Annotated in this window: 20 protein-coding genes; 6 read left to right on the top strand and 14 right to left on the bottom strand. The window is 69.0% G+C overall.

Annotation, left to right across the window (positions count from 1 at the left end):
- Positions 1 to 7: 7 nt before the first annotated feature.
- From yghU to PGN23_RS07145, 5 genes are all read right to left on the bottom strand, one after another.
- Positions 8 to 865, bottom strand: a complete 858-nt coding sequence (yghU, locus tag PGN23_RS07165) for a glutathione-dependent disulfide-bond oxidoreductase (protein ID WP_335302218.1) — start codon at positions 863 to 865, stop codon at positions 8 to 10.
- Positions 866 to 1000: 135 nt separating this feature from the next.
- On the bottom strand, positions 1001 to 1654 hold the full coding sequence (locus PGN23_RS07160; protein ID WP_335302217.1) for a hypothetical protein: 654 nt from the start codon (positions 1652 to 1654) through the stop codon (positions 1001 to 1003).
- Positions 1651 to 2634: a sterol desaturase family protein gene (locus PGN23_RS07155; protein ID WP_335302216.1), complete on the bottom strand. Its 984-nt coding sequence runs from the start codon at positions 2632 to 2634 to the stop codon at positions 1651 to 1653. Before PGN23_RS07155 ends, PGN23_RS07160 begins: the two co-directional genes overlap by 4 nt.
- Before the next feature lie 115 nt (positions 2635 to 2749).
- Positions 2750 to 3562, bottom strand: a complete 813-nt coding sequence (locus tag PGN23_RS07150; RefSeq protein WP_335302215.1) for a hypothetical protein — start codon at positions 3560 to 3562, stop codon at positions 2750 to 2752.
- Positions 3559 to 4551, bottom strand: a complete 993-nt coding sequence (locus PGN23_RS07145; RefSeq protein WP_335302214.1) for an isopenicillin N synthase family dioxygenase — start codon at positions 4549 to 4551, stop codon at positions 3559 to 3561. Before PGN23_RS07145 ends, PGN23_RS07150 begins: the two co-directional genes overlap by 4 nt.
- Positions 4552 to 4670: 119 nt before the next feature.
- On the opposite strand from PGN23_RS07145, the gene PGN23_RS07140 reads away from it, so the two are divergent.
- The 5 genes from PGN23_RS07140 to PGN23_RS07120 all read left to right on the top strand — a co-directional run bounded on the left by PGN23_RS07140 (position 4671) and on the right by PGN23_RS07120 (position 9169).
- Positions 4671 to 5609: a LysR family transcriptional regulator gene (locus tag PGN23_RS07140; RefSeq protein WP_335302213.1), complete on the top strand. Its 939-nt coding sequence runs from the start codon at positions 4671 to 4673 to the stop codon at positions 5607 to 5609.
- A 261-nt stretch (positions 5610 to 5870) separates the two neighbouring features.
- The gene (locus PGN23_RS07135; protein WP_335302212.1) at positions 5871 to 6752 is read left to right on the top strand and encodes a sterol desaturase family protein; all 882 of its coding nucleotides are present in this window, start codon (positions 5871 to 5873) and stop codon (positions 6750 to 6752) included.
- On the top strand, positions 6752 to 8356 hold the full coding sequence (locus PGN23_RS07130; protein WP_335302211.1) for a tetratricopeptide repeat-containing sulfotransferase family protein: 1605 nt from the start codon (positions 6752 to 6754) through the stop codon (positions 8354 to 8356). The genes PGN23_RS07135 and PGN23_RS07130 overlap by 1 nt, the downstream gene beginning before the upstream one ends.
- Entirely contained in the window at positions 8343 to 8726 is a 384-nt protein-coding gene (locus PGN23_RS07125; RefSeq protein WP_335302210.1) for a hypothetical protein, read from the top strand. The genes PGN23_RS07130 and PGN23_RS07125 overlap by 14 nt, the downstream gene beginning before the upstream one ends.
- Positions 8727 to 8848: 122 nt before the next feature.
- Positions 8849 to 9169 (top strand): UrcA family protein, encoded by a 321-nt coding sequence (locus tag PGN23_RS07120; protein ID WP_335302209.1) that lies wholly within the window; start codon positions 8849 to 8851, stop codon positions 9167 to 9169.
- Positions 9170 to 9222: 53 nt separating this feature from the next.
- On the opposite strand, the gene PGN23_RS07115 is transcribed toward PGN23_RS07120, so the two are convergent.
- Genes PGN23_RS07115 through PGN23_RS07075 form a run of 9 tightly spaced genes read right to left on the bottom strand, consistent with a single transcriptional unit; the run spans position 9223 to position 20116 of the window.
- Positions 9223 to 10143: a Vgb family protein gene (locus tag PGN23_RS07115; protein WP_443019749.1), complete on the bottom strand. Its 921-nt coding sequence runs from the start codon at positions 10141 to 10143 to the stop codon at positions 9223 to 9225.
- The gene (gene atzF, locus PGN23_RS07110; protein ID WP_335302208.1) at positions 10140 to 11903 is read right to left on the bottom strand and encodes an allophanate hydrolase; all 1764 of its coding nucleotides are present in this window, start codon (positions 11901 to 11903) and stop codon (positions 10140 to 10142) included. Before atzF ends, PGN23_RS07115 begins: the two co-directional genes overlap by 4 nt.
- Entirely contained in the window at positions 11900 to 15499 is a 3600-nt protein-coding gene (gene uca, locus PGN23_RS07105; RefSeq protein ID WP_335302207.1) for an urea carboxylase, read from the bottom strand. The genes atzF and uca overlap by 4 nt, the downstream gene beginning before the upstream one ends.
- A complete protein-coding gene (locus PGN23_RS07100) occupies positions 15496 to 16131 on the bottom strand; it encodes an urea amidolyase associated protein UAAP2 (protein ID WP_335302206.1) in 636 nt (211 codons plus the stop codon). The genes uca and PGN23_RS07100 overlap by 4 nt, the downstream gene beginning before the upstream one ends.
- 12 nt (positions 16132 to 16143) lie before the next feature.
- Entirely contained in the window at positions 16144 to 16968 is an 825-nt protein-coding gene (locus PGN23_RS07095; protein WP_335302205.1) for an urea amidolyase associated protein UAAP1, read from the bottom strand.
- Positions 16965 to 17420 (bottom strand): CopG family ribbon-helix-helix protein, encoded by a 456-nt coding sequence (locus PGN23_RS07090; RefSeq protein ID WP_335302204.1) that lies wholly within the window; start codon positions 17418 to 17420, stop codon positions 16965 to 16967. Before PGN23_RS07090 ends, PGN23_RS07095 begins: the two co-directional genes overlap by 4 nt.
- Entirely contained in the window at positions 17417 to 18196 is a 780-nt protein-coding gene (locus tag PGN23_RS07085) for an ATP-binding cassette domain-containing protein (protein ID WP_335302203.1), read from the bottom strand. The genes PGN23_RS07090 and PGN23_RS07085 overlap by 4 nt, the downstream gene beginning before the upstream one ends.
- Positions 18193 to 19008, bottom strand: a complete 816-nt coding sequence (locus PGN23_RS07080) for an ABC transporter permease (RefSeq protein ID WP_335302202.1) — start codon at positions 19006 to 19008, stop codon at positions 18193 to 18195. The genes PGN23_RS07085 and PGN23_RS07080 overlap by 4 nt, the downstream gene beginning before the upstream one ends.
- A 25-nt stretch (positions 19009 to 19033) precedes the next feature.
- Entirely contained in the window at positions 19034 to 20116 is a 1083-nt protein-coding gene (locus PGN23_RS07075; RefSeq protein WP_335302201.1) for a putative urea ABC transporter substrate-binding protein, read from the bottom strand.
- Between the two features lie 399 nt (positions 20117 to 20515).
- Here PGN23_RS07075 and PGN23_RS07070 point away from each other — a divergent pair, with 399 nt between their 5' ends.
- Positions 20516 to 22966, top strand: a complete 2451-nt coding sequence (locus PGN23_RS07070) for a TonB-dependent receptor (protein ID WP_335302200.1) — start codon at positions 20516 to 20518, stop codon at positions 22964 to 22966.
- The last annotated feature ends 269 nt before the right edge of the window (positions 22967 to 23235 follow it).

Genomic DNA, 23235 nt, shown 5'->3' with positions numbered 1-23235 from the left:
CGCTCGCTCAGAGCTTGTCCTGCGTCCGCGTGTCGAAATCGGACGCATCGTGGCGCTCGTGCAGCTGGCTGGACGGGTCGCCCTGCACGCGATTCACCATCCGCCCGCGCCGCACCGCCGGCCGCGCCGCCAGCGCATCGGTCCAGCGCAGCACGTTCCTGTATTCCTCCACCTGAAGGAAGGTGCCCGCGCCGTAGACGAGTCCCTTCACCAGCGCGCCATACCACGGCCAGATCGCCATATCCGCGATCGAATAGTCGGCCCCGGCAATGAACTCATTGTCCGCCAACCGCTTGTCGAGCACGTCGAGCTGGCGCTTCACCTCCATCGCATAGCGGTCGATGGCATATTCCAGCTTCACCGGCGCATAGGCGTAGAAATGGCCGAACCCGCCGCCCAGCAGCGGACCGGCGCCCATCTGCCAGAACAGCCACGACAGCGTCTCCGCCCGCGCGGGGCCGGAGGCAGGGAGGAACGCGCCGAACTTCTCCGCCAGATAGACCAGGATCGAGCCCGATTCGAACACGCGCACCGGCTCCGCGCCGCTGCGATCGACCAGCGCGGGGATCTTCGAATTGGGGTTCGCCGCGACGAACCCGCTGCCGAACTGGTCGCCTTCGTTGATGCGGATCAGCCAGGCGTCATATTCCGCGCCGGCATGACCCGCCGCCAGCAACTCCTCCAGCATGACCGTCACCTTCACGCCGTTGGGCGTGCCGAGCGAGTAGAGCTGCAACGGATGCCGCCCGACCGGCAATTCCTTGTCATGCGTTGCGCCCGACACCGGACGATTGATCGACGCGAAGGGGCCGCCGCTGTCCTTGTTCCAGGTCCATACCTCGGGCGGCACGTAGCTGTCGGTCATCACGCTCTCCGATCTTCGCGCGCGATGGATCGCGCACGCCCCTTCCTAGCGAAGGTCGCGAGGCGGACCAACCACTTGCTCGACCACGCCCCTGTATCGCGGCGCTCGGCGGGGAGAGCCGACGCCGCGGACGGGTCAGGGCTGAATGTTTCCGGACAGGCGCGTGGTGATCCTTTGCCGGACAAGCCGGCTCTCCAACAGCCGTCCGACGACATAGAGAAACGCGAAAATCCCCGCGAAGATGTACGCCGCCGTGGGTTTCGGCTTCTTGTCGTCCCCCGCCCCCGCTTCCCTTTTCTTCTTCGGCTCCGGGGCGGGCGCGCCGAGTGCCTTGTCGATCCAGTTCTGCGGCAGCTGGATCTGCTTCTTCTCCGCTTTCGCGGCTTCCTCGGCGGACGGCTTCGTCCATGCCGCCACCAGCACCGTCGCCTGCGCGAAGGCGAGGAACAGCAGCGGGGCGAAGAAGCAGAACAGCAGCGCGCGGCTGACCATGCGGTAGCGCAGGACCGGCTCGCCCGCGGCGGTCGTCGCCTCGATCATGCCGCGGTCGAACACCGCGAGCGGGTCCTGCGCATCGGGATCGGTCTTGTCGAAGGCCAGCGTGTCCCCCCGCTGCCGTACGGTCGTGCCGGTATGGCGGAAGAGCGGGGCGAGCCGGTCGAACGCCTCGTCCGCCGATCGCGCCTCGCCCATCGGCACGACACCCTCGATATGCCAGATCGCCTCGTACCAGCGCGGCTTCGTGCGCTCGGAGGATGTCGTCGCGATCTCGAACGCCACCGCGGTCATTCCGCCGGCACCGCGGCCGGCGCGCGTCCGAAGCGCTCGCGCATCGTCTTCCACGCCTCGGTGAAGGGATAGGTCATCTGCTCGCGGATCGACATGCGGCGTCCGCCCTCCATCCCCAGCAGCTCCGCCTCGCCATCGACGCAGGTGCCGAACGCGCGGTCGATGATGATCCAGGTGTTGGAATAGTTGCTGCGGCTCGCCTCGAAATCCTGCGAATGGTGCAGGCTGTGATGCTCGGTCGTGTTGAACAGGTAACGCCACCAGCCCGGGGTGTTGAAGCGGACGTTGATATGCTGGTACGTCCCGACCGCCAGCCCGATCGCCCCGGCCAGCAACGCGGCGCGCGGCAGGAAGTCGAAGAAGCCGCCGATCCCCAGCCCGATCAGGAACAGCTCCACCGGGTTGCCGACCGCACCCTTGTTGATGTTCAGCTGGGTGATGTAATGGTGGACCGAGTGGGTGAGCCACAGCGGATACCAATTGTGCATCCCCCGGTGCATCCAATATTGCCCGAAATCGAAGATGAACGAGATCAGGAGCGCCTGCACCAGCAGCGGCGCGCCGACGAACCAGGCCAGCTTGTCCCATTCCAGCGCATGCTGGATCGCGCCGATCATCGCGCCGTCGCCGATGAACTCGTCGACCAGTCGCAGCGCGGTATAGCCCAGCCCGACGTAGAACAGGTCGGTCGTCAGCTCCTTCCACGTCAGCTTCCAGCTGTCGTAGCGCGGGAAGAAATATTCCATCACCAGCAGCAGCGCCTTGAAGCCGACGCCGATCCACACCGCCGTCGATGCCTTGGCGATCGAATTGGGTGCGTAATACCAGAAGGCGATGAGCGCGAAGAGCACCGCCGGCTGGAAGCAGGTGAAGAACAGCCGCTTGAACCGCCCGCCCTCGACCCGGGGGACGTTCTCCCATCCGATCGTCACCGGCGACTGCGCCCCGATGATCCTGTTGCCGACGCGAACTCCGTCCATGTGCTGCCCCCTGCTCCGGCTGCGGCTGTGAGGCGAAGATTCCGGGTGGAGCGGTATTACGCCATCCGCGTTCGACATATGGACCCCATAGATGCTGCCTATGCGGTCCGCGTCGTCAGCGCAGTGGCACCGCATGACGGGCAAGATGCTCCGCCTCGCGCCGCCACCATGATGCCGCGGCCTGGGTGCACGGCGTTTCGGCGCCGAACGTCATCTCGGTTACATGGGCGTCGACCACGAAGCGAAGCGTTCGCGACGGCTGCACCAGCGTCACCGCGCCGTCCGGCTCCAGCTGGAACGTCCCGGGGACGATCGGCACGCCGTAGCGCGCGGACTGGGTACTCCAGGTGACGCGGTCGCCGTCCAGCGCGACCGATACTTCGTACGCCTCCATCTCCGCCGCCCGGTGCGACGGCCGCGCCACCGCCAGCGCGATGTGCGGCCCCGCCACGATCAGGCCGCCCTCGCGCGGCTCGCTCGCGCCCGTCGCCGTGTCGACGACCGCGGTCAGGCGCAGCCCCAGCAGCGGCCCGCGCGCGGCCTGCTGGCGCCAGTCCTCGACATAGGCGCCCGACGGCGCGATCTCGATCACGCTGTTGCCGATCGGGAGCAGCCGTGCCGCCTCCGGCCATTGGTCGTGCGGCTGGTAGCTGGCGGGGATACGCCAAGACATTTCGCCCGCCGCGGCATCCCACAGCGTGTCGCCGATCCAGCCCTGGCGCTGGTCGACCGGGGTCGCGGCCCCATCGGGCAGGCGCAGGTCGATCGTGAAGGTGCGCGACTGGAACCAGAACACCCGCGTCACGGTATCGGTCAGCCCGTTGCAGAAGGTGATGGCGTGCCGCCGGAACGCGCCCAGCAGATGCGCCGGGAACGCCGGATCGGCCGCGCGCTGCGGCAAGGTGGCGAGCAGCGCGGCGAGCGTCACGCCTGCACCCCGAACGAGCCGAGCGGCAGGGCATCCGCCAGGACCAGCTCGCCGCGCGCCTGCCGCGCCTTGAGGTAGGCGAAGGTCTGTGCGGTCTGGTGGAACAGATGCTCGCCGCAGCGCAGCGGGGCATAGCGGCGCTCGCCCCGGGGCGGGACGAGCGGCGCGACGACATGATCGTAGTCGCAGGTGAAGAACAGCGGGAAGGAATAGCGCTCCTGCGCCACCTTCTTCACGCGGTGCGTCGTCGCCAGCCAGCGGCCACCCGACATCAGCTCCATCATGTCGCCGATGTTCATCACCATCGCGCCCTCGACCAGCGGCACGTCGATCCACGCGCCCGCACGGTCGAGCACCTGCAGCCCCGCGGCGGTCGCGAACAGCAGCGTGAAACATTCGTAGTCGGTATGCGCGCCGATCCCCGGCCGATCCTCCGCCGTGCGGTCGAGCGGGTAGTGGATCAGCCGCAGCTGGTTGGGCGGATGGCGCAGGTGCGGGGTGAAATGATCCTCGTCCAGCCCCAGCGCCAGCGCGAACGCGCCGAACATCTGCCGCCCGATCGCGGTCAGATGACGGTAATAGGCCAGCACGTCGTCGCGAAACCCCGGCAGGTCGGGCCACAGATTGGGGCCCAGCAGCGGGCGACGCCCTTCCCCGCAGCGATAGTCGATGTTGACGTCATACGCTTCCTTCAGGTCGCGCGTGCCGCCGCCGAACTCCTCCTCTCCTGCGGGCACATAGCCGCTGTGGTTGGACGAACGGCCGATGTAGCAGGCCATCTTCGCCGCCATGTCCTGCGCGAAATAGCGCCGCGCGGTCGCCAGCAGGCGCTCGCCCGGCGCAGGGTCGAGCTGCGCGCCGCGGACGTAGAGGAAGCCCGAGCGGCGGCAGGCGTCGTCCAGCGCCTGCGCCACCGCGAGACGGTCGGCAGGCCGCGCACTCTCCAGGCCGGAGATGTCGACGATCGGCAGGGGAAGCGGCTCGGTCATCGCGCCACCTCGCCGCGCGCCGGGTCATAGCGAAAGATGCCGATCGTTTATGCATTGCATCAACGTGATCTATGACGCGATATTGCCGCATCGCGCGATCGCATGAACAGGACCGCATCATGGACGACAGGACGGTGCCGATCGATCAGAAATTCGCCAGTCGCGTCGACTGGAACCTGATGCGCACCTTCGTCGACATCGTCCGCGCCGGCGGGATCGGGGCGGCCGCGCGCCAGCTCAACAAGCAGCAGCCGAGCATCAGCGCGGCGCTCAAGCGGCTGGAGGAGCATGTCGGCGCGACGCTGCTCCACCGCGGCGCGACCGGGGTGGAGATGACCGCGGCCGGCAAGGCGATGATGGCGCTGTGCGAGGACATGCTCGAATCGGCACGGATGATGCCGCACCAGATCGCGCAGGCGACCCGCCGGGTCGAGGGGATCGTGCGCATCCAGATGGTATCCGCGATCGTCTCGCCCGAGCTGGACGAGGCGCTCGCCAGCTTTCATCGCCGCAACCCCGACATCCATATCGAGATCCGCGTGTCGCCGTGGCGCCAGGTGCTCGACGCGCTGGAGCGCGGCGATGTCGAGATCGGCGTCGGCTATGACGGCGGCGACCGCGGCAGCCTGATCTACGAGCCGCTCTTCGTCGAGCGGCAACAGCTGTACTGCGGTCGCAGCCATCCGCTGTTCGGCTACCGCGTCGGCCGCCTCAACGAATTGAAGGACGAGGGCTTCGTCCTGACCGGCGACGACGAGATCGAGACGATCACCCAGCTGCGGCGGCGCTACCGGCTGGGCACGCGCGTCAACGGCGTGGCGGAGGACGTGAACGAGGCGCGCCGGTTGATCGTCAACGGCATCGGCATCGGCTTCCTGCCGATCCTGTCGGCGCGCGAGGCGGTGGCGGCGGGCAAGCTGTGGCCGATCCTGCTGACCGAGTTCGAGCCGTCCTACGACATCTTCCTGCTCGCCCGCGCGCAGCCCGCGCGCGACACCGCGACGCAGCTGTTCATCGACGAAGTCTATCGCCGCATCCGCGCGCAGCGGCATTCATGACCGGGGCATAGGCCCCGCCTATGTCCGCCATCAGAATTTAGCGCCTGCCGACATGAGGGCGGCGTGGCGCACCTTTCCGCCCGGACCACGGAGGAATCGGGTGCGCCGCGCTTCGCGAAATGCCGTCATCGCCACCATCGGCGCTCTGGGCCGGGGCGCCGGACGGTTGCTGTTGAACGGCCTGGCGACCCGCGCCGGCGCGGTCGGCGGACTGACCGATGGGCGCGCACGCTCCGTCCCATCCGGCACGCAGGGACGAACATGACTCACAAGCCGCTCGACTATCTGCCGCCCGCCTTCGTCGCCATCGTCTGCACCTTCTGGGCAGTCGCGCCCCAGGCATGGGTCGACAGCCCGTGGACGATCGTGATCGCCGCCACCGCGGTGCCGCTGCTGGTGCAGGCGATCGAGGCCGTGGCGGAGCGGCACGAGGGCTGGCGGATGAACCGCCGCGAGTTCCTGACCGATCTGGGCTATGTGATCTTCAATACCTTCGTCATCGGCTGGCTGACGACGCATCTGGCGGAGGATCCGCTGCGCTCGGCCAAGGCGGCGCTGGGCATCACGACGCACTGGGCGATGCACCTGCCGTTCCCGGCGCAGGTCGCGCTCGTCGTCGTGGTGATCGAGTTCGGCCAGTATTTGATGCACCGCGCGATGCACAATACGTGGCTGTGGTACACGCACGCACCGCACCACCACCTGACGCAGCTGAACGCGATGAAGGGCGCGGTGGGCAACCCGGTCGAGCTGTTCCTCATCAGCCTGAGCATCGTCGCGCTGTTCGACCTGCCGACCGCCGCGGTGCTGTGCGGGGTCAACGTGATGATCGTCACCTCGGTCTTCGCGCATGCCAATGTGAACGCCGACCCGCCGCCGTTCTACTCCTTCTTCTTCACCACCATTCGCCATCACAGCCTGCATCATTCGACCGGCTATGACGAAACGCGCAGCAATTACGCCAATTCGCTGATCCTGCTCGACCGCCTGTTCGGCACCTATCGCGAGGGCGAGGGGGTGATCGTCGGGCAGGACGAGCGCCGCCGCCTGTCGGTACGGGAGCAGACGCTGTTCCCGCTGCGCCCCGTGCTCGATCGGATGAAGGCCGCCCGCGCGTCCCGCCGCTCGGCGACCGCGAACTGATGCTGCTGACCGCGCGCCCGACCGACACCGGCATCCCGCGCGGCGAGCGAATCGCCGCGGCCCGCGCCGCGCTGGCGCGCAGCGACTGGACCGCGGTGGCGCGCTTCGCCGGGGCGGTGCTGGCGGAGCGCGGCGAGGATGCGGAGGCGTTGTTCCTCCACGGGCTGGCCGATGCCGCTGCGGGACGCGTGGCGACCGCGATCAAGCTGATCGAGCGGGCGGTGGCGCATTGCCCGGCGGGGGAATATCGCGCGCAACTGGCGCGGCTGTACGTCGGCGTGCGCCGCGACGGCGACGCGGCGGCGGTGCTGGCGGCGGCGGAGGCCGCGCTCCCCGACGACGCGCTGAGCCGCGACACGATGGGATGCGTCTATGCGCGGCTGGGCGATCATGCCGCCTCGCTCCCGCATTTCGACGCGGCGGTGGCGTCGGCGCCCGACCATATCGGCTATCGCTACAATCAGGCCGCGGCACTCGGCTTCCTGGGACGCACCGATGCCGCCGAGGCCGCGATCGAAGCATTGCTGGCGCGGGCGCCCGACGACGCGCGCGCGCACCATCTGCTCGCCGGGCTGCGCAAGCAGAGCGCCGGGCACCATCATGTCGACCGCCTGGTCGCGGTGCGCGCGCGCGCACGCGACGACCGTTCGCGGGTGCTGCTGGGCTATGCGCTGGCCAAGGAGCTGGACGACCTCGACCGCGGTGCCGAGGCGCTGGCCACCTTGTGCGCCACCAACGCCGCGCACCGCGCGACGCTGAGCTACGATATCGCGGACGATGTCGCGATCTTCGATGCGATCGAGGCGGCATGGCCCGCCATTGCGTCCTCTCCCGTCACCATGCCCGCCGCCGATGCGCCGATCTTCGTCATCGGCATGCCGCGCACCGGCACGACGCTGGTCGACCGCATCCTGTCCTCGCACCCGGGGGTGGAAAGCGCGGGCGAATTGCAGGCGATGCCGCTCGCGGTGAAGGCCGCCGCCGGCACGCGCACGCGCCAGGTGCTCGACGCGGAGACGATGGACGCTGCCGCCACCGCCGATCTGGGCGCGATCGGGCGGGATTACCTGCGTCGCGCGCAGCACCATCGCCGCGATCCGGCGCGCCGCTTCGTCGACAAGTTTCCCGGCAACTTCCATTATGCCGGCGTCATCGCGCGGGCGCTGCCGAACGCGCGGATCGTCTGCCTGCGCCGTCATCCGATGGACACCGTGCTCAGCAACTTCCGCAACCTGTTCGCGATCGGGTCGCGCTATTACGACTATAGCTACGACCTGGCCGATATCGCCGCTTATCATGTCCGCTTCGACCGGCTGATGACGCTGTGGCGCGCGGCGCTGCCCGGACGCCTGCTGGAGCTGCGTTACGAGGATCTGGTGGCGGACCAGGAGGCGGAGACGCGGCGGCTGCTCGACCATTGCGGGCTGGGCTGGTCCGACGCCTGCCTGTCCTTTCAGGACAATGCCGCGCCCGTATCGACCCCCAGCGCGGCGCAGGTACGCCGCCCGATGTACCGCGACGCGGTCGCGCGGTGGAAGCGCCACGGCGACGCCCTGGCGCCCGCGCGCCGCATCTTCGAGGAGGCCGGCATTGCGCTCGACTAACGTCGCCGCCGCGCTGTTCGTGGCGGCGTTCCTCCCCGCCCCCCTCCCCGCCGCGGCCTCCGCCGCTCCGCAAGCGAAGCTCGTGTCGTGCGAGCCGGTCGACTGCCTGCAAGTGTCCGGCACGCGCGCGTCGAGCGACGCCGCCGTCCTCATCAACGGGCACGAAGTCGCCGTAGAGGGCGGGCGGCGCTGGCGCGTGCGCTTGCCGGTGGCGACGGTCCGCGACTGGTCAAGCCCCCGCGCGCGGACGATCCGCGTCACGCTGGCGACTCCGGCGCAGGATCGCGTGACGGAGCACGAAGCGGACCTGCCGATCGGCCTGCTGGGCGGTCGCATCGACCTCGCCGCGCTGGTGGTGCGCCTGCGCTGAGCCTGTCGCGACAGCGGCTTAGCGGCGATACATTGTCGTCTCTCGTCCGGAACCCTATGTGGGCGCCGCCGCCGCATCATGAGCGGCCGTGACGTAAGGAGAGGATGATGAAAGTCGGTTTCATGGCCGTGGCCGCTTTCGGTCTGGCGTGTGCGGGTGCTGCGAATGCGGCGCGTTCCGAAAATCCGCTGGCGAAGGACGCCGCGGTGCTCCAGCTCAAGGGGCTGGATCTGGCGACCGCCGATGGACAGCAGCGGCTCGCGATCCGCATGGACGCCGCCGCGCAGGCGGTCTGCGGCGACGAACGTCTGGCCGGTGTCCATTTGTCGCTGGCGAACAAGGCGCGCGACTGCCGCACGCAGGTGATCGCCGACATCCGCAACCAGATCGAATCGCGCCAGGCGTCGCTCGGCCCCAGCGCGCAGCTCGCCGCGACGCGCTGATCCGTTGCCCCCTCCGTCCGCGCGGCCACGCGAACGGAGGAGACGGCGCTAAGTCATTTCGCGATCGCTGCGGGATCGGGCCACCACGACAGCGTGTGGATGTCGTGCGCGCTCGTCCACACGCCCGCGGGCGTGTAGCGCAGCGCACCGCTCCCGACCGCCTTGCCGACGCGGGCCGTGACCGCCATCGTCGCGGGGTCGATGACGGCGAACGTCTGATCCTCGGTCGTGCGCAGCCACACCTTGCCGCCGCCGGTGTCGATATCGCCGTATTTCAGCGTCGCGCCCAACTTCACCCGGCCGACGACCGTGTTGGACGCGGGATCGATGCGCGCGACGGTGCCGTCGCCCTGTTCCTGCACCCAGACCGCGCCTTCGCCGGCCGCCAGGAAACCCGGTCGCGCGCCCAGCGGGATCGTCGCGACGACGGTATCGGTCGCCGGATCGATCCGCTGCAACGTCTGCCCCTTCAGGCTCACCGCCCAGACGGCGTCGAACCCGAAGGCAAGATAGGATGTGCCCGGTGTCACCGCGATCGTGGCCACGACCTTGTCGGTCGACGGATCGACACGCGCGACCGCGCCGGCTGCGTCGCTGGCGATCCAGATCGCCCCTGCACCGGCAACGACGTTCAGCTCCCCGTCCGGCGCGGCGACCCCGGTCGGGATCGATGCCGCCACCCTGCCCGCCGCCGCGTCGATGCGGTTGAGCGTCCGCGTGTCGCAATCGGCCACCCACAAGGTGCCGCGCGCGAACGCCATCGCGCCGCACGGGTGCGCCATCGGCACCGTCGCCTTCAGCCCGTCGCGTGCCCAGCGCTCGACGCGCCCCTTGTTCGTCGCCCAGACGGCGTCCCCGTCGACCGCGAGGAAGTCCGCGAAGCCGGGAACCGCGACCACCTGTTCCTGCTGCGCCATCGCCGGCATCGACCAGCCGATCGCAAGCGCCAGCGCGCCGATCAGCGGGCGCATCATGCGCCCCGCGCGATATAGGCGCGCCACCCGCCCAGCGCCGTGATGTCCTCCGCGCCGGCCAGCGCACGCGGCTCCGCGACGAAGCCCTTCACGCTGCTGCCGTCCGCCAGCGTCACGGTGCCGATCGCGAGCGGCGCGGGCACCTCCGCGGTGAAGCTGCCGAATTCGGCGACGCCCAACTCGTACACCTCCAGCGCGATCGCGCCGCCGCTATCGTCATGGACCAGCGCCGGCTTGGGCGGAACGCTGTCGGCGATGGCGTAGAGACGGTAGGTCGGTGCGGTCTCGAATGCGCCGACGAACGTCGCGTTGCGCGATGTCAGCTGCCAGTGGAGCGGCATGTCCTTCAGATGCGCGCCCACGACCGCGAGTTTGACGGTGTCCATTCTGCCCTCCTTGTCGAGCGGGGGTGGCGGCGGCAGCGCCGCCGCGGCGAGATAGGCGTCGGCCACGTCGAGCAGCGCGCGATCGGTATCGGCGGGCCCGATCAGGGTGATGCCGAAGCCGGTGGCGTTGTCGCGCACGCCCGCGGGCACCGCCACCGCCGCCATGTCGAGCAGGTTCACGAAGTTGGTATAGGCACCCAGATTGCTGTTGAGCGCGATCGGCGCGGCGGCGAGCTCCGCGACGCGATAGGTGGTGCCGGTCGTCGGGAAGGCGAGCAGGTCGATATCCTGCCACATCAGGTCCGCCGCACGCTTGAGCTCGGCGAGACGGTAGACGCCGCGGAACAATGTGACCGCGTCGATGTCCGCGCCGGGCGCGACCACCTCGCGCACGACCGGGTCGATCGCCTCCGGATCGCGCGCCAGCAGGTCCGCGATCGCCGCGGTCCGCTCCGCCACCCAGGGGCCGCCGTAGAGCAGCTGCGCCGCCTCGCGTAGCGGGGTGATATCGATCTCGACGATCTCGCCCAGGCCCGCGAGCGCGGCGAGGGCGCGGTCGTAGAGATGCTCCGATCTCGCGTCGCCGAAGAAGACGCGCTGGTCGCGCCGCGGCACGCCAATGCGACGCGGTGCGATCCCGCGGTCGGCCAGCGGCTTCGAGAAGGGATCGGCGGCGTCGAACCCGGCGACGACACCATCGATCAGGCGCGCGTCGGCGGTATCGTCGGTGAAGACGGTGATGCAGTCGATCGTGCGGCACGCGGGCACCAGGCCGCTGGTGCTCCATCGCCCCTTGGTCGGCTTGAACCCGATCAGATGGTTGAACGCGGCCGGCACGCGCCCCGACCCCGCCGTGTCGGTGCCGAGCGCGAAGGCGACCAGCCCCGCCGCGGTCGCGACCGCCGACCCGGAGCTGGAGCCACCGCTGACATAGGCTAGATTGTACGCGTTGCGGGGCACGCCATAGGGGGAGCGCGTCCCCACCAGCCCGGTCGCGAACTGGTCGAGGTTGGTCTTGCCGACGCACAGCGCGCCCGCCGCGAGCAAGCGATCGACCACCGTCGCCGAATGCTCCGGGGCATAGGCGAAGGCGGGGCAGGCCGCGGTCGTCTCCAGCCCCGCGACATCGATATTGTCCTTCACCGCAAAGGGGACGCCGGCGAGCGGCAGATGCTCCCCCACCGCCACGCGCGCATCGATCGCGCGGGCAGCGTCGACCAACGCCTCCGGCGCGACGCGCGCGATCCACACCTGCGGCTGGACTGCATCATAGGCGGCAAGGCGCGCGAGCACGTCCTGCGCCACCGCGACCGCGGTGATCCGCCCCGCCGCGACATCGGCGGCGATCGCGGCGGCGTGGAAGCGCGCGCTCATGCGTGCGCCCTGAGCGCGAGCAGGGGCGATCCGGGCTGGAGCGGCTGACGCTCCTCGATATAGAGCGCAGCGATCGTCCCCGCGGCGGGACTCTCGACCGGACACTCCATCTTCATCGCCTCGATCACCGCGATCGTGTCACCCGCCTTGACGGTGTCGCCGGCCGCGACCAGCAGCTTCCACACGCTGCCGCCGAACGGCGCCTCGATCACATCGGCGCCCGCGGGCACCTCGATCGCGGTGGCGGGGGGCGCTTCCTCCTTCGCCAGATCGGCGACGCGATCGAACTCGCCGCGGCGCTCCCAATCGGCGCGTTCCTCGTCGAAGGCGGCCTTGCGGCGCGCCTCGAACGCGGCGATGTCCTCGGCATTGTCGCGCAGGAAGGCGCGATAGTCCGACAGGCGGAACTCGGACGGCTCGATGCGGATCGAGCGCCGCCCGCTCGGGAAGTCGCGCCGCCACGCGACCAGCTCCTCCGCGCTGACCGGATAGAAGCGAATCTGGTCGAAGAAGCGCAGCAGCCACGGCTTGCCCTCGATGAAGGCGTCGGTCTGGCGATAGGTGTTCCACACCTGGATCGTGCGTCCGAACAGCTGATAGCCGCCCGGCCCCTCCATGCCATAGATGCACATATACGCGCCGCCGATCCCGACGACATTGGGCGGGGTCCAGGTGCGCGCGGGATTGTACTTGGTCGTCACCAGCCGGTGGCGCGGGTCGATCGGCGTCGCGACCGGCGCGCCCAGATAGACGTCGCCCAGCCCCATCACCAGGTAATTGGCGTCGAAGATCAGGTTCTCGACCGCGGCGGCATCGGGCAGGCCGTTGATGCGGCGGATAAACTCGATGTTGTCGGGGCACCACGGCGCATCGTCGCGCACCGCGCCGATATACTTCCGGATCGTCTCGATCGTCGCGGGATCGCGCCAGCTGAGCGGCAGGTGGACGATGCGCGACGGGATCGCGAAATCCTCCAGATCGCCCAGCCGGTCCTCGGCATCGATCAGCAGCGCGAGCGCGGCGCGCTGGTCGAGCGCCTGCCCGTCGACATGGACCTGCAACGACCGGATGCCGGGGACGATGTCGACGATGCCCGCGGGGGCCATCCGCTCCAGCTCGACCATCAGCGCATGGACGCGCAGCCGCAGCTCCACATCGAGCACGATCGGACCGTATTCGACCAGGATGTTGCGGTCGCCCTGCTGGCGATAGACGGTGCGCGGACGCCCGCCCGTCGCCGGCAGGTCGGCCAGGATCGGCGACAGCGTCTCGATCGGCCGCGCCGGCCCCGCATCGGCGGGCGTACCCCGCGCGACCAGCCGGCGCTGCAGCGTGTCCGCCATGGTCGCGTCGTCGATGTTGACGGGCACGAAGCGCAAGGTGTCCCCGGGCATCAGCTGCCCGATCTTCCAGCGGTCCGCGGCGATCACGACGAACGGGCAGACGAACCCGCCCAGCGAGGGGCCGTCCGGTCCCAGGATGATCGGCATGTCGCCGGTGAAGTCGACCGCGCCGATCGCATAGGGATTGTCGTGGATGTTCGACGGGTGCAGCCCCGCCTCGCCGCCGTCCTTGCGCGCCCAGTGCGGCTTGGGCCCGACGAGCCGGACGCCGGTGCGATTGCTGTTGTAATGGACCTGCCACTGCGCCGCGACGATCGTCGCGACATCGCCGTCGGTGAAGAAGTCGGGCGCGCCGTGCGGGCCGTAGAGGACGCGCAACGTCCATTCGCTCGACAGCGCGGGCAGCGCCGCCTCGGCCAGCGGCTCCGCGCCGGGGATGTCGCCCAGATGGATCGTATCGCCCGCCAGCAGCCGGCGCGCGGCATGACCGCCGAATTGCCCCAGCTCGAACGTCGCGCGGCTGCCCAGATACGGCGCCACGTCCAGCCCGCCTGCGAACAGGATGTAACCGCGCATACCGCCCCCGGTGGCGCGCCCCAGCGCCAGCACCTGCCCCGCGCGCACGTCAATCGCGACGCCGCGCGCGACGGCCACGCCGTCCAGCGTCGCGCGGAAATCGGCGCCGGTCAGGCAGATACGCGCGTCCGCGGTGAAGGCGAGCGTCGGGCCGGTCATCGTGACCTCCAGCCCCGCGGTCCCCTCCGCATTGCCCAGCAGGCGGTTGCCGACGCGGAACGACTGGTCGTCGAACGGGCCCGACGGCGGCACACCGACCGCCCACATCGCCTGCCGCCCCGGCCAGTCCTGCACCGTCGTCGCGGTGCCGCCGCTCACGACGCGGATCGCGCGCGGGCGATAATCGATCGCGTCGAGCGCGCGGGTCGATACCTCGCCGCTGGTGAAGGCGGGGGCGCGCACCACGTCGCGCAGCCAGCGCAGATTGGTCTCGACCCCGTCGATCCGCGTCGCGTCGAGCGCCGCCTGCATCGCCGCCACCGCCTCGTCGCGCGTCGGCGCGTGGACGATCAGCTTGGCCAGCATGGGATCGTACCAGGCGCTGACCTCGCTGCCCGCCATGCACCACGTCTCGACCCGCGCATTGCCGGGGAAGGCGACGTTGGTCAGCGTGCCGGAGGTGGGGCGATAGTCGAGCGCCGGATCCTCAGCATACAGCCGCACCTGCACCGAATGACCGTCGGGCCGGGGCACGTCGCGATCGAGGAAGGAAAAATCGCCGCCCCCGCCCCGGATCATCCATTCGACCAGGTCGACGCCCATCACCTCCTCGGTAACGCCGTGCTCGACCTGGAGGCGGGTGTTCATCTCCAGGAAGAAGAACTCCTCCCGCTCGGCATCGTAGAGGAATTCGACCGTGCCCGCGGAGCGATAGCGTGCCGCCTTCCCCAGCCGGACGGCGGCGGCGATCAGCGCGGCACGGACGTACGCGGGAAGCAGCGGCGCGGGCGCCTCCTCGACCACCTTCTGGTTGCGGCGCTGGAGCGAGCAGTCGCGCTCGCCCAGCGCCAGCACGCGCCCCTCGCCATCGCCGAAGATCTGCACCTCGACATGCCGCGCGCGGCGGACATAGCGCTCCAGGAAGACGCCCGCGTCGCCGAAATTGCCCTTGCCCAGCCGCGCCACGGTGGCGAAGCCATCGCGCACCGCGTCCGCATCCTCGCACACGCGCATCCCGATGCCGCCGCCGCCCGCGGTCGCCTTCAGGATCACCGGGAAGCCGATCGCCTCGGCCGCCGCGACCGCCGCCGCTTCGTCGGTCAGCAGGTTGGTGCCGGGCGCCAGCGGCACGCCGTGTTCGGCGGCGAGCGCACGCGCGCTGTGCTTCAGCCCGAAGGTGCGGATGTTGTCCGCGGTGGGGCCGATGAAGACGATGCCGGCGGCCGCGCAGGCCTGCGCGAACTCGACATTCTCCGCCAGGAAGCCGTAGCCGGGGTGGATCGCATCCGCGCCGGTGCGCTTCGCCGCATCGATGATCGCAGCGATGTTGAGGTAGCTGTCCGACGCGCGCGCCGGGCCGATGCACACCGCCTCGTCCGCCTGCGACACGTGCAGCGACGCCTCGTCCGCCTCCGAATAGACCGCGACGGAGCGCAGCCCCATGTCGCGCAGCGTGCGGATGATGCGGGTGGCGATCGCGCCGCGGTTCGCGATCAGGACGGTCCGCAGCCCCGTCATGCCGCGACGATCATGCGCACGGGGGTCGGGTTGAAGGCGTTGCAGGGGTTGTTGATCTGCGGACAGTTGGAGACGACGACGATCACGTCCATCTCCGCGCGCAGGTCGACGGTGAGGCCCGGCGCAGAGATGCCGTCGACGATGCCGAGCGCGCCGTCCGCCTCCACCGGCACGTTCATGAAGAAGTTGATGTTGGAGACGATGTCGCGCTTGCCGCGCCCTTCGGTCAGGTTCGCCTCCAGGAAATTCTCGACGCAGGCGTGCTGGCTCTTCGTATGGTGGCCGTAGCGCAGGGTATTGGACTCGCACGAACAGGCGCCGCCGATCGTGTCGTGATAATCCACCGCGCTGGCGACGATCGTCATCATGGCGCGGCCCTCGCTGGAGCGCAGCACGCTGCCGGTGCGCAGGAACAGGTTGCCCTGCGCTGCGATCGTGTCCTGCGCGCTGTAGCGCTCGGCATCGTCCGCCGCGGCATAGAGCAGGAAATCGACCGCCTGGTTGCCCTCCAGGTCGACGATGCGCAGCGTCGCGCCGGCGGGCACGTGGTGCAGCCACGGCGCGCGCGCGGGCACCACGACGTCGTGCGTCACCTCTCCGGCAAGCCCGGTCAGATAGGGATCGTCGCTCATGCGGTCCTCCGGTCAGCGGCGGAAATGGTCGTCGACGTTCTGGAAGGCGCGCAGTCCCTCCGGCGTCGCGTTGCGGATGGGATCGTCGGTCGGGGTCGCCGCGCCGCGCCACGCGGTCGCGCGCAGCGGGGTGACGACATAGTCGTCGCGCGGGTCGAGCACGTGCGGGCAGTTCGCGATCACCACCAGCACGTCCATCTCCGCCCGCAGCGTGACGTGGCGCCCCGGCGCATAGGGGCCGACCATCGGCGTGACGGCGCCGTCCGCCTCGATCCGCGTGCCCTTGAACAGGTTGATGCAGGGGTGGACGTCGCGCCGCCCCAGGCCGTGCTTGGCCACGCCCAGCAGGAAGCGGTCGCGCGCACTCGGCTGCGCCCCGCTGTTGCTGCCCTCGCCATAGCGGCGGGCGTTGCTGGTGGGGGTGGACGGGCCGCAGAAGCAGTCGTGCGTCCCCGCCTCGTCCTCGACGATGCTCATCAGCACCCGCCCCATGTCGGACAGCAGCAGCTTGCCCGCATCCAGATAGGCGTTCCACTGCACCTTGACCGTATCGGCGACGTTGAGCCGCTCGGTGGGCATGTCGGCGTTGAAGACGAGCAGCGAGGCACAGGCATCGCCGCGCAGGTCGATCAGCCGCAGCCGCGTACCGCGCGCCAGCCGCCGCGTGGCATAGCCGCCGGCCGCGATCGTTTCCTCCCAGACGAGGTCGTCGGCGGCGACGCCCGCGGGCAGGTCGTTCGCGACCGGCGGCAGCACCGGCATCGCCTCGACCACGGTGCCGGCCATGGCGCGCGCATGGTCGCGCGCGGCGAGCGGATCGGCGAGAACGGCGGTCATGCGTCTTCCCCCTGTTCGTGAAGCGGCGGCAGCAGCGAGGTGGTGGTGACGAGCTGGAGCTGCTGCACCCCGCGCACGCGGCGCAGCGCATCGCACAGCGCCTTCAGCCGTACCGCCGGTCCCTGCACCAGCAGCACCTCGAGCGATTGATCGTCCTCCAGGAAGACGTGCTGCGAGGAGATCACCTCCTTCAGAAAATCCGCCTGCATCTGCGCCAGCTGGTGGCGCACGCGCCCGCGATCGCCGCGGTAGACCAGCGTGATCGTCCCCGCGAGCATCTTGTCCGGGTGGGTGAAGGCGTCGTGCTCGGCCAGCGCGTGGCGGATCAGCTCGGACATCAGCCCGGAACGCGACGGCAGCCCGCGCTCCTCGACCATCACGTCGAGCTGGCGGGAGAGTTCGGCCGGCAAGCTCATGCTCAGCCGCGCGAGACTACTGGATTCGGAGGTCATGCCGCACCCTCCAACGTATTACGTTTTTCGTCAATCGTAATAACTGGCGTGGAGCGTTTCGTCAGCGGCAGGTCGTACACCGCGGTCGCCCCGTAGCGGTGCGGCGCGTGCGGATCGTGCCGGCGCTTGTCGAGTGCCAGCACGCGGGTGCCGAGCGTGAACGCCTCGCGCAGGTCGTGCGTGACCATGACGATGGTCAACTCATGCTCCTCCCACAATCGGGTGATGAGCGCGTGCATATCGGCGCGGATGCCGGGATCGAGCGCCCCGAACGGCTCGTCGAGCAACAGGATGCGCGGCCGCTTGATGAGCGCCTGCGCGATCGCCAGCCGCTGCTGCATCCCGCCCGACATCTCCGCCGGGTAGAGGTGGAGGCTGTCGTGCAGCCCGACCGCATCCAGCATGGCGACGGCTTCCTCCTCCGCCGCACGACGCCGCGCGCCGAACAGGCGGGCGGTGAGTGGCGCTTGCGCACATTCCAGCCCGAACATCGTATTGCGCAGCACCGACAGGTGCGGAAAGACCGAGTAACGCTGGAACACCACGCCGCGATCGGGGGTGCATTCGGCGCGCAGCGGGGCGCCGTCGAGCAGGATCGAGCCACGGGTAGGCGCTTCCTGCCCCAGCAGAAGCCGCAACAGGCTGCTCTTGCCCGCGCCGGACGGCCCCACGATCGATACGAACGATCCGGCCGCGACGTCGAGCGACAGGCGCTCGATGACGATCTTGTCGCCATAATCGACCCAGATGTCGCGCAGGCTGAGGATGGTCGTCATCGCCCGCCCCCCTGCGCCCAGGGGAACAGGCGGCGGTCGCACTGGACCAGCACCATGTCGGCCGCGATCGCGAGCAGCGCGATCCACGCGACATAGGGGATGATGACGTCCATCGCGAGGTAGCGCCGGACGAGGAAGATGCGATAGCCCAGCCCCACGTCGGACGCGATCGCCTCGGCCGAGATCAGGAATACCCAGGCGGGGCCGAGCGACAGCCGCATCGCCTGTATCAGCCGCGGCATCGCCTGCGGCAAGGCGACGCGCATCATGATCTGCCAGCTCGACGCGCCCAGCGTCTGCGCCTTCAATATCTGCTCGCGCGGCAGCGCGGCGACATGCGCGGCGAGGTCGCGCACCATGACCGGCGCGACGCCGACGACGATCAGCGCGACCTTCGCCGTCTCCCCCAGCCCCAGCGCGATGAACAGCATCGGCAGCAGCGCGATCGGCGGTATCACCGCGATCGCGGTGACCAGCGGCGCGAAGGTCGCGCGTACCGGGGGCAGCACCCCCAGCACCAGCCCGACCAGCAGCGCCGCCGCGGTCGCGATCCCCAGGCCCAGTCCCAGTCGCTGGAGGCTGGCGAGCGTATCCGCCCAGAAGACGAACTGACCGGACAGGGGATCGGGCTGCGTCACCAGCGCCGTCATCGCGGATACCATCGCGGTCGGCAGCGGCAGGACCTTGTCGGTGGGATCGACCGCGTGGCGCGACGCGGCGGCGACCAGATAGACCAGCACCAGCAGCGCGATCGGCAGCGCCCCCAGCAGAAGCCGCGTTCCGCGCGACGGCTGATGGCTTACCCAGCGCATGACGGCGGCTCCCCCCCGGCCCCGCTCACAGCTTGCCGTCGGCGGCCAGCTTCATGAAGCTGTCGTCGAAGCGCAGCGTGACATGCTGCCTGTCGCCCAGCGTGCGGTTGCCGGGGAAGGCGATGCCCACCGCATCCGCATTCGCCGCACCCTTGAACAGCCCCTTGGAGAAGCTGAAATCGCGCACCCGCGTCATCGTCGTCACCAGCGCGGGCGCATCGGTGGCGGCCACCGCGGCGGCGGGCTGGTCGTAGAGGTGGGTGGTCGCCAGCTGGCTGTCGAACATCGCGGCATCGGTGCCCGCGAGCTTGGCCATGGCGGCGCGCGCGGCCTTGCCCTGCGCATCCTGCCGCTTCATCAGCGCCACCGTCTCGTACCAGATGCCGGTCAGCGCCCTGCCCAGATTGGGATTGGCCTTGAGCGTCTTGGTATCGACGACCAGCAGGTCCAGGATCTCGCCCGGGATCTGCTTCGAGCTGAACACCTCGCTGACGCCCGGCTGCGCCTTCATCACCGACAATTGCGGGTTCCAGGCGACCGCCGCGGTCGCGTCCGGGCTGCCGAAGGCGCCGACGATGTCCGCGTCGGACGTGTTCACCGTGCGGACGTCGCTGGGCTTCATGCCGACCGAGTCGAGCGCGCGCGCCAGCAGATAGTGCGACACCGACAGTTCGACGAGATAGACCTGCCGCCCCTTGATCGCGGCAAGCTTGTCCGACCCCTTCAGCAAGACGCCGTCGTTGCCGTCGGAATAGTCGCCGACGATGATCGCGCTCGTATCCTTGCCGCCGGCGGCGGGTATCGTCAGCGCATCCATGTTGGTGACGGTCACGCCATCGAACTTGCCGGCGTTATACTGATTGACCGACTCGACATAGTCGTTGACCTGAACGACATCGATCTTGATCCCGTATTTGTCGGCCCATTTTTTCACGATGCCGGCCTGCTGCGCATAGGGCCAGGGCATCCAGCCGGCGTAGATCGACCAGCCGATCCTGAACTCGGTCCGCGGTTGGGCCGGCCCCTGCGCCGAGGGCGAGCACGAGGCCAGCAGGATCGCCGCGCTCATGCCCATGACGCCCATCGCCTTGCCGATCGCCTGCCGCATGATTCGATCCCCTTTCGCAATGCAGCATTGCGACAACGCCACCGGCTGTCCACAACTAAATTATTACGCCTGAGGGATTGCGTAATATCGATTCGCGCAGGCGGCGATGGCGGTCCAGCGAGACCGGATCATGCCCTCACGAGGGTATCGATATTACGATTCGCCGCTTTCCGGGCCTACAAATATTACGCTTGACGGTATATGTAATATCCATACCGTATCGTTCATCGCCGCCGCAACGACGACGGCGACGCAGGGAAGACGCGCGGGGTGACCGGCGATCGAGGCCGGGAGGCGCCGATGCCGCGCCGCGATACGACGATAAGGTGCAGGCCCGACCGACGCACCATCAGGGGAGAGATGCCGCCAGGCGACACGCTTACGAGCAAGGGGGTCGACGTGGCTGGGACATCGTTTCGTAGAGCATTGCTGGGCGCGAGCATTCTGGCGGGGACGATCGCCGTTCCCGTCTCCGCGCAGACCGCGCCCGCGGGTGCCCCGCCGGAAGACGACGCGATCATCGTGACCGCGACCCGGCGCGAGACGACGCTGCAGGACGCCCCGATCAACATCAGCGCGATCGGTGCGGAAACGCTGTCGCGCCAGCGGATCGACGACGTGCGCGGGCTGGCGGCGTTCACGCCCGGCCTCACCATCACCGACACCGGCCCGGGATCGACCGGCAACGTCATCCTGCGCGGCATTTCGTCCGCGGACACGCAGCTCGGCACGAACGCGCAGAGCGCGCTGGGCATCTATCTGGGCGAGGTGCCGCTGTATCTCGACTTCAAGCTGATCGATCTCGCCCGCGTCGAGGTGCTGCAGGGGCCGCAGGGCACGCTGTACGGCCTGGGTACGCTGTCGGGCGCGATCCGCTACATGCCCAACCGGCCCAATACGGACCGCATTTCGCTGGAATATCACGGCCGTTACTTCGGTGTGGCGCATGGCAGCAGCCCCGGCGTCAACGGCGACGCGACCTTCAACCTGCCGATCGTGACCGATCACATCGCGTTCCGCACCGCGACCGGCTATTACGACAACCCCGGCTTCATCGACTATCCGTACCTGCTCCAGCAGCCCGGCGTGTCGAACCCGCAGCCGGTGCGGGGCGACACCGCGGCGCAGGGATCGTTCGGCACGCCCGCGGACTATGCCGCCAACTTCTACCGCCGCAAGGACCTCAACTACGAGCGGACCTTCACCACGCGCAACCAGCTGCTGTTGCAGGCCAGCCCCGGCGCGAAGCTGTTCCTGACCTATGCCCACCAGACGACCGACACCGGCGGGCAGCAGGCCAATGGCGCGGGCGTCCTCGGCACCGGCCGCTACGAGGCGCCGTGGCGCTATGCCGAACCGCGCAGCCGCAAGGCGGACCTGTATGCGGCGGAGTTCAATCTGGGGCTGGGCGGCATCGCCGATCTGGTCGCCACGGCCGCGCTGACCAACCAGCGCAACCGCGCGTCGTCCGACAACACCGACCTGCTGCTCGATCTCGATTATGGGTACGAGGCGTTCCCCGCCTTCTCCTCCTACAACACCAACGAGACGCTGTACCGCCAGTTCAACGGCGAGGTGCGGCTGGTGTCGACCCATGGCGGGCCGTTCAGCTGGGTCATCGGCGGCTTCTACAACAATCAGCGCCAGCGGTCGCAGTATCGCGAGTATACGCCCGGCTACAACGCCTTCGGGCTCACCCCCGACCCCACCCCGGAGGAGCCTAACAGGACCACCGTCCCCGGCATCCGCTTCCGTCCGGACGACCTTGAGTATATGTCCTTCGTCAACACGCGCACGAAGGAGAAGGCGATCTACGGGGAAGGCACGGTGCACATCACCGATGCCTGGCAGGTGACCGGGGGCTTGCGCTATTACAAATATGATGCGTTCGCGGAGGGCGGAACCGACACGCCGCTGTTCAGCTCGCGCACGCCCTATCCATTGGTAGTTTTCGCACCCAGCCGGATCAGGTCCGGCAACACCGCCGCCGATGGCTTCGTGTGGAAGGCGAACACGTCATACAAGTTCAGCGACGCGCTGCTCGTCTACGGCACCTACAGCACCGGCTATCGCACCGGCAACGTCAACCGGGTGGCTCCCTGCCCGCCGGTCCTGGATCCCGGGCAGAACGTCTGCGCGCTGCCCAACGAGCTCGCCTATCAGCCCGATCGCACGCGCAACGCGGAAATCGGCGTGCGCAGTTCGCTGTTCGACCGGCGGCTTCAGCTGACGGCGTCGGCGTATCGCATCCTGTGGAACGGCATCCAGGTGCCGAGCCAGACCGTCAACGGCGCGGTCGGCATCACCGTCAACGGCAGCAAGGCGCGCTCGCAGGGCTTCGACGTGTCGGCCTTGCTGAAGGTCACGCCGCAGCTGTCGCTGCAAGGCACCTATTCCTATGTCGATGCCAAGCTGACGCAGGACGCGCCGAACATTCTGGTCAGTCAGGGCGAGCTGTTCAGTGCCTTCGCCGGCGACCGCCTGCCCGGCTCGGCCAAGCACACCGCCAGCGCACAGGCGACCTACACCTACCCGCTGGCGAGCGGCGCGGACGTGGAGGCGACGTGGGCGACCGCCTATATCGGTGACATCTACTCGCGCGTCGGGCTGCGCGCGAACGGCGAGGTCATCCCCGGCTATGTCACGCACCGCGCGGCGATCACCTATCGCACCGACCGCTTCGACATCGGCGTATTCGGCGACAACCTGTTCGACAAATATGCGATCACCTCGATCTCGAACGATCGCAGCTCGTTCAACCAGACCCGCACCGGCGTGATCGAGCGCTATTATGCGCAAGGCGTACTGACCCCGCGGCGCATCGGCGTGGACTTCCGCGTTCGATACTGACGTCGACCGGGCAGGCGGAGCGACACCGTCGCTTCGCCTGCCGATTTCGTGGGATCGGCTGGAACCGCGGCTCGGCCGCGCGCCGTGTGCGGACAACCTCGCTTCCGGAACAGATATGCAAATCAGATGAGTGGCGGTGCTGTCAGTCTAATGCGAACTCGTCTCTCGACGATGCACCTCGCTGTTTGATCGCGGCAGCCTAGCTCGCGAGGATCTGCCACTCTGCCAGGGGTTGTGTCCCACGGGGTGGTGTAGCTTTGGCGGCGTAG

The organism is Sphingomonas adhaesiva (assembly GCF_036946125.1).
GTDB lineage: Bacteria > Pseudomonadota > Alphaproteobacteria > Sphingomonadales > Sphingomonadaceae > Sphingomonas > Sphingomonas adhaesiva_A.
Note: the sequence above shows the minus strand (reverse complement) of the source record. Positions and strands in the feature narration are given on the sequence as shown.

What these genes read in the sequence shown, in the direction of transcription:
- PGN23_RS07155 (WP_335302216.1), bottom strand. Translation starts at nt 2,634, where the DNA reads ATGGACGGAGTTCGCGTCGGCAACAGGATCATCGGGGCGCAGTCGCCG.
- uca (WP_335302207.1), bottom strand. Translation starts at nt 15,499, where the DNA reads ATGACGGGGCTGCGGACCGTCCTGATCGCGAACCGCGGCGCGATCGCC.
- PGN23_RS07095 (WP_335302205.1), bottom strand. Translation starts at nt 16,968, where the DNA reads ATGACCGCCGTTCTCGCCGATCCGCTCGCCGCGCGCGACCATGCGCGC.
- PGN23_RS07160 (WP_335302217.1), bottom strand. Translation starts at nt 1,654, where the DNA reads ATGACCGCGGTGGCGTTCGAGATCGCGACGACATCCTCCGAGCGCACG.
- PGN23_RS07075 (WP_335302201.1), bottom strand. Translation starts at nt 20,116, where the DNA reads ATGCGGCAGGCGATCGGCAAGGCGATGGGCGTCATGGGCATGAGCGCG.
- yghU (WP_335302218.1), bottom strand. Translation starts at nt 865, where the DNA reads ATGACCGACAGCTACGTGCCGCCCGAGGTATGGACCTGGAACAAGGAC.
- PGN23_RS07140 (WP_335302213.1), top strand. Translation starts at nt 4,671, where the DNA reads ATGGACGACAGGACGGTGCCGATCGATCAGAAATTCGCCAGTCGCGTC.
- PGN23_RS07115 (WP_443019749.1), bottom strand. Translation starts at nt 10,143, where the DNA reads ATGATGCGCCCGCTGATCGGCGCGCTGGCGCTTGCGATCGGCTGGTCG.
- PGN23_RS07085 (WP_335302203.1), bottom strand. Translation starts at nt 18,196, where the DNA reads ATGACGACCATCCTCAGCCTGCGCGACATCTGGGTCGATTATGGCGAC.
- PGN23_RS07100 (WP_335302206.1), bottom strand. Translation starts at nt 16,131, where the DNA reads ATGAGCGACGATCCCTATCTGACCGGGCTTGCCGGAGAGGTGACGCAC.
- PGN23_RS07130 (WP_335302211.1), top strand. Translation starts at nt 6,752, where the DNA reads ATGCTGCTGACCGCGCGCCCGACCGACACCGGCATCCCGCGCGGCGAG.
- PGN23_RS07080 (WP_335302202.1), bottom strand. Translation starts at nt 19,008, where the DNA reads ATGCGCTGGGTAAGCCATCAGCCGTCGCGCGGAACGCGGCTTCTGCTG.
- atzF (WP_335302208.1), bottom strand. Translation starts at nt 11,903, where the DNA reads ATGAGCGCGCGCTTCCACGCCGCCGCGATCGCCGCCGATGTCGCGGCG.
- PGN23_RS07135 (WP_335302212.1), top strand. Translation starts at nt 5,871, where the DNA reads ATGACTCACAAGCCGCTCGACTATCTGCCGCCCGCCTTCGTCGCCATC.
- PGN23_RS07120 (WP_335302209.1), top strand. Translation starts at nt 8,849, where the DNA reads ATGGCCGTGGCCGCTTTCGGTCTGGCGTGTGCGGGTGCTGCGAATGCG.
- PGN23_RS07090 (WP_335302204.1), bottom strand. Translation starts at nt 17,420, where the DNA reads ATGACCTCCGAATCCAGTAGTCTCGCGCGGCTGAGCATGAGCTTGCCG.
- PGN23_RS07145 (WP_335302214.1), bottom strand. Translation starts at nt 4,551, where the DNA reads ATGACCGAGCCGCTTCCCCTGCCGATCGTCGACATCTCCGGCCTGGAG.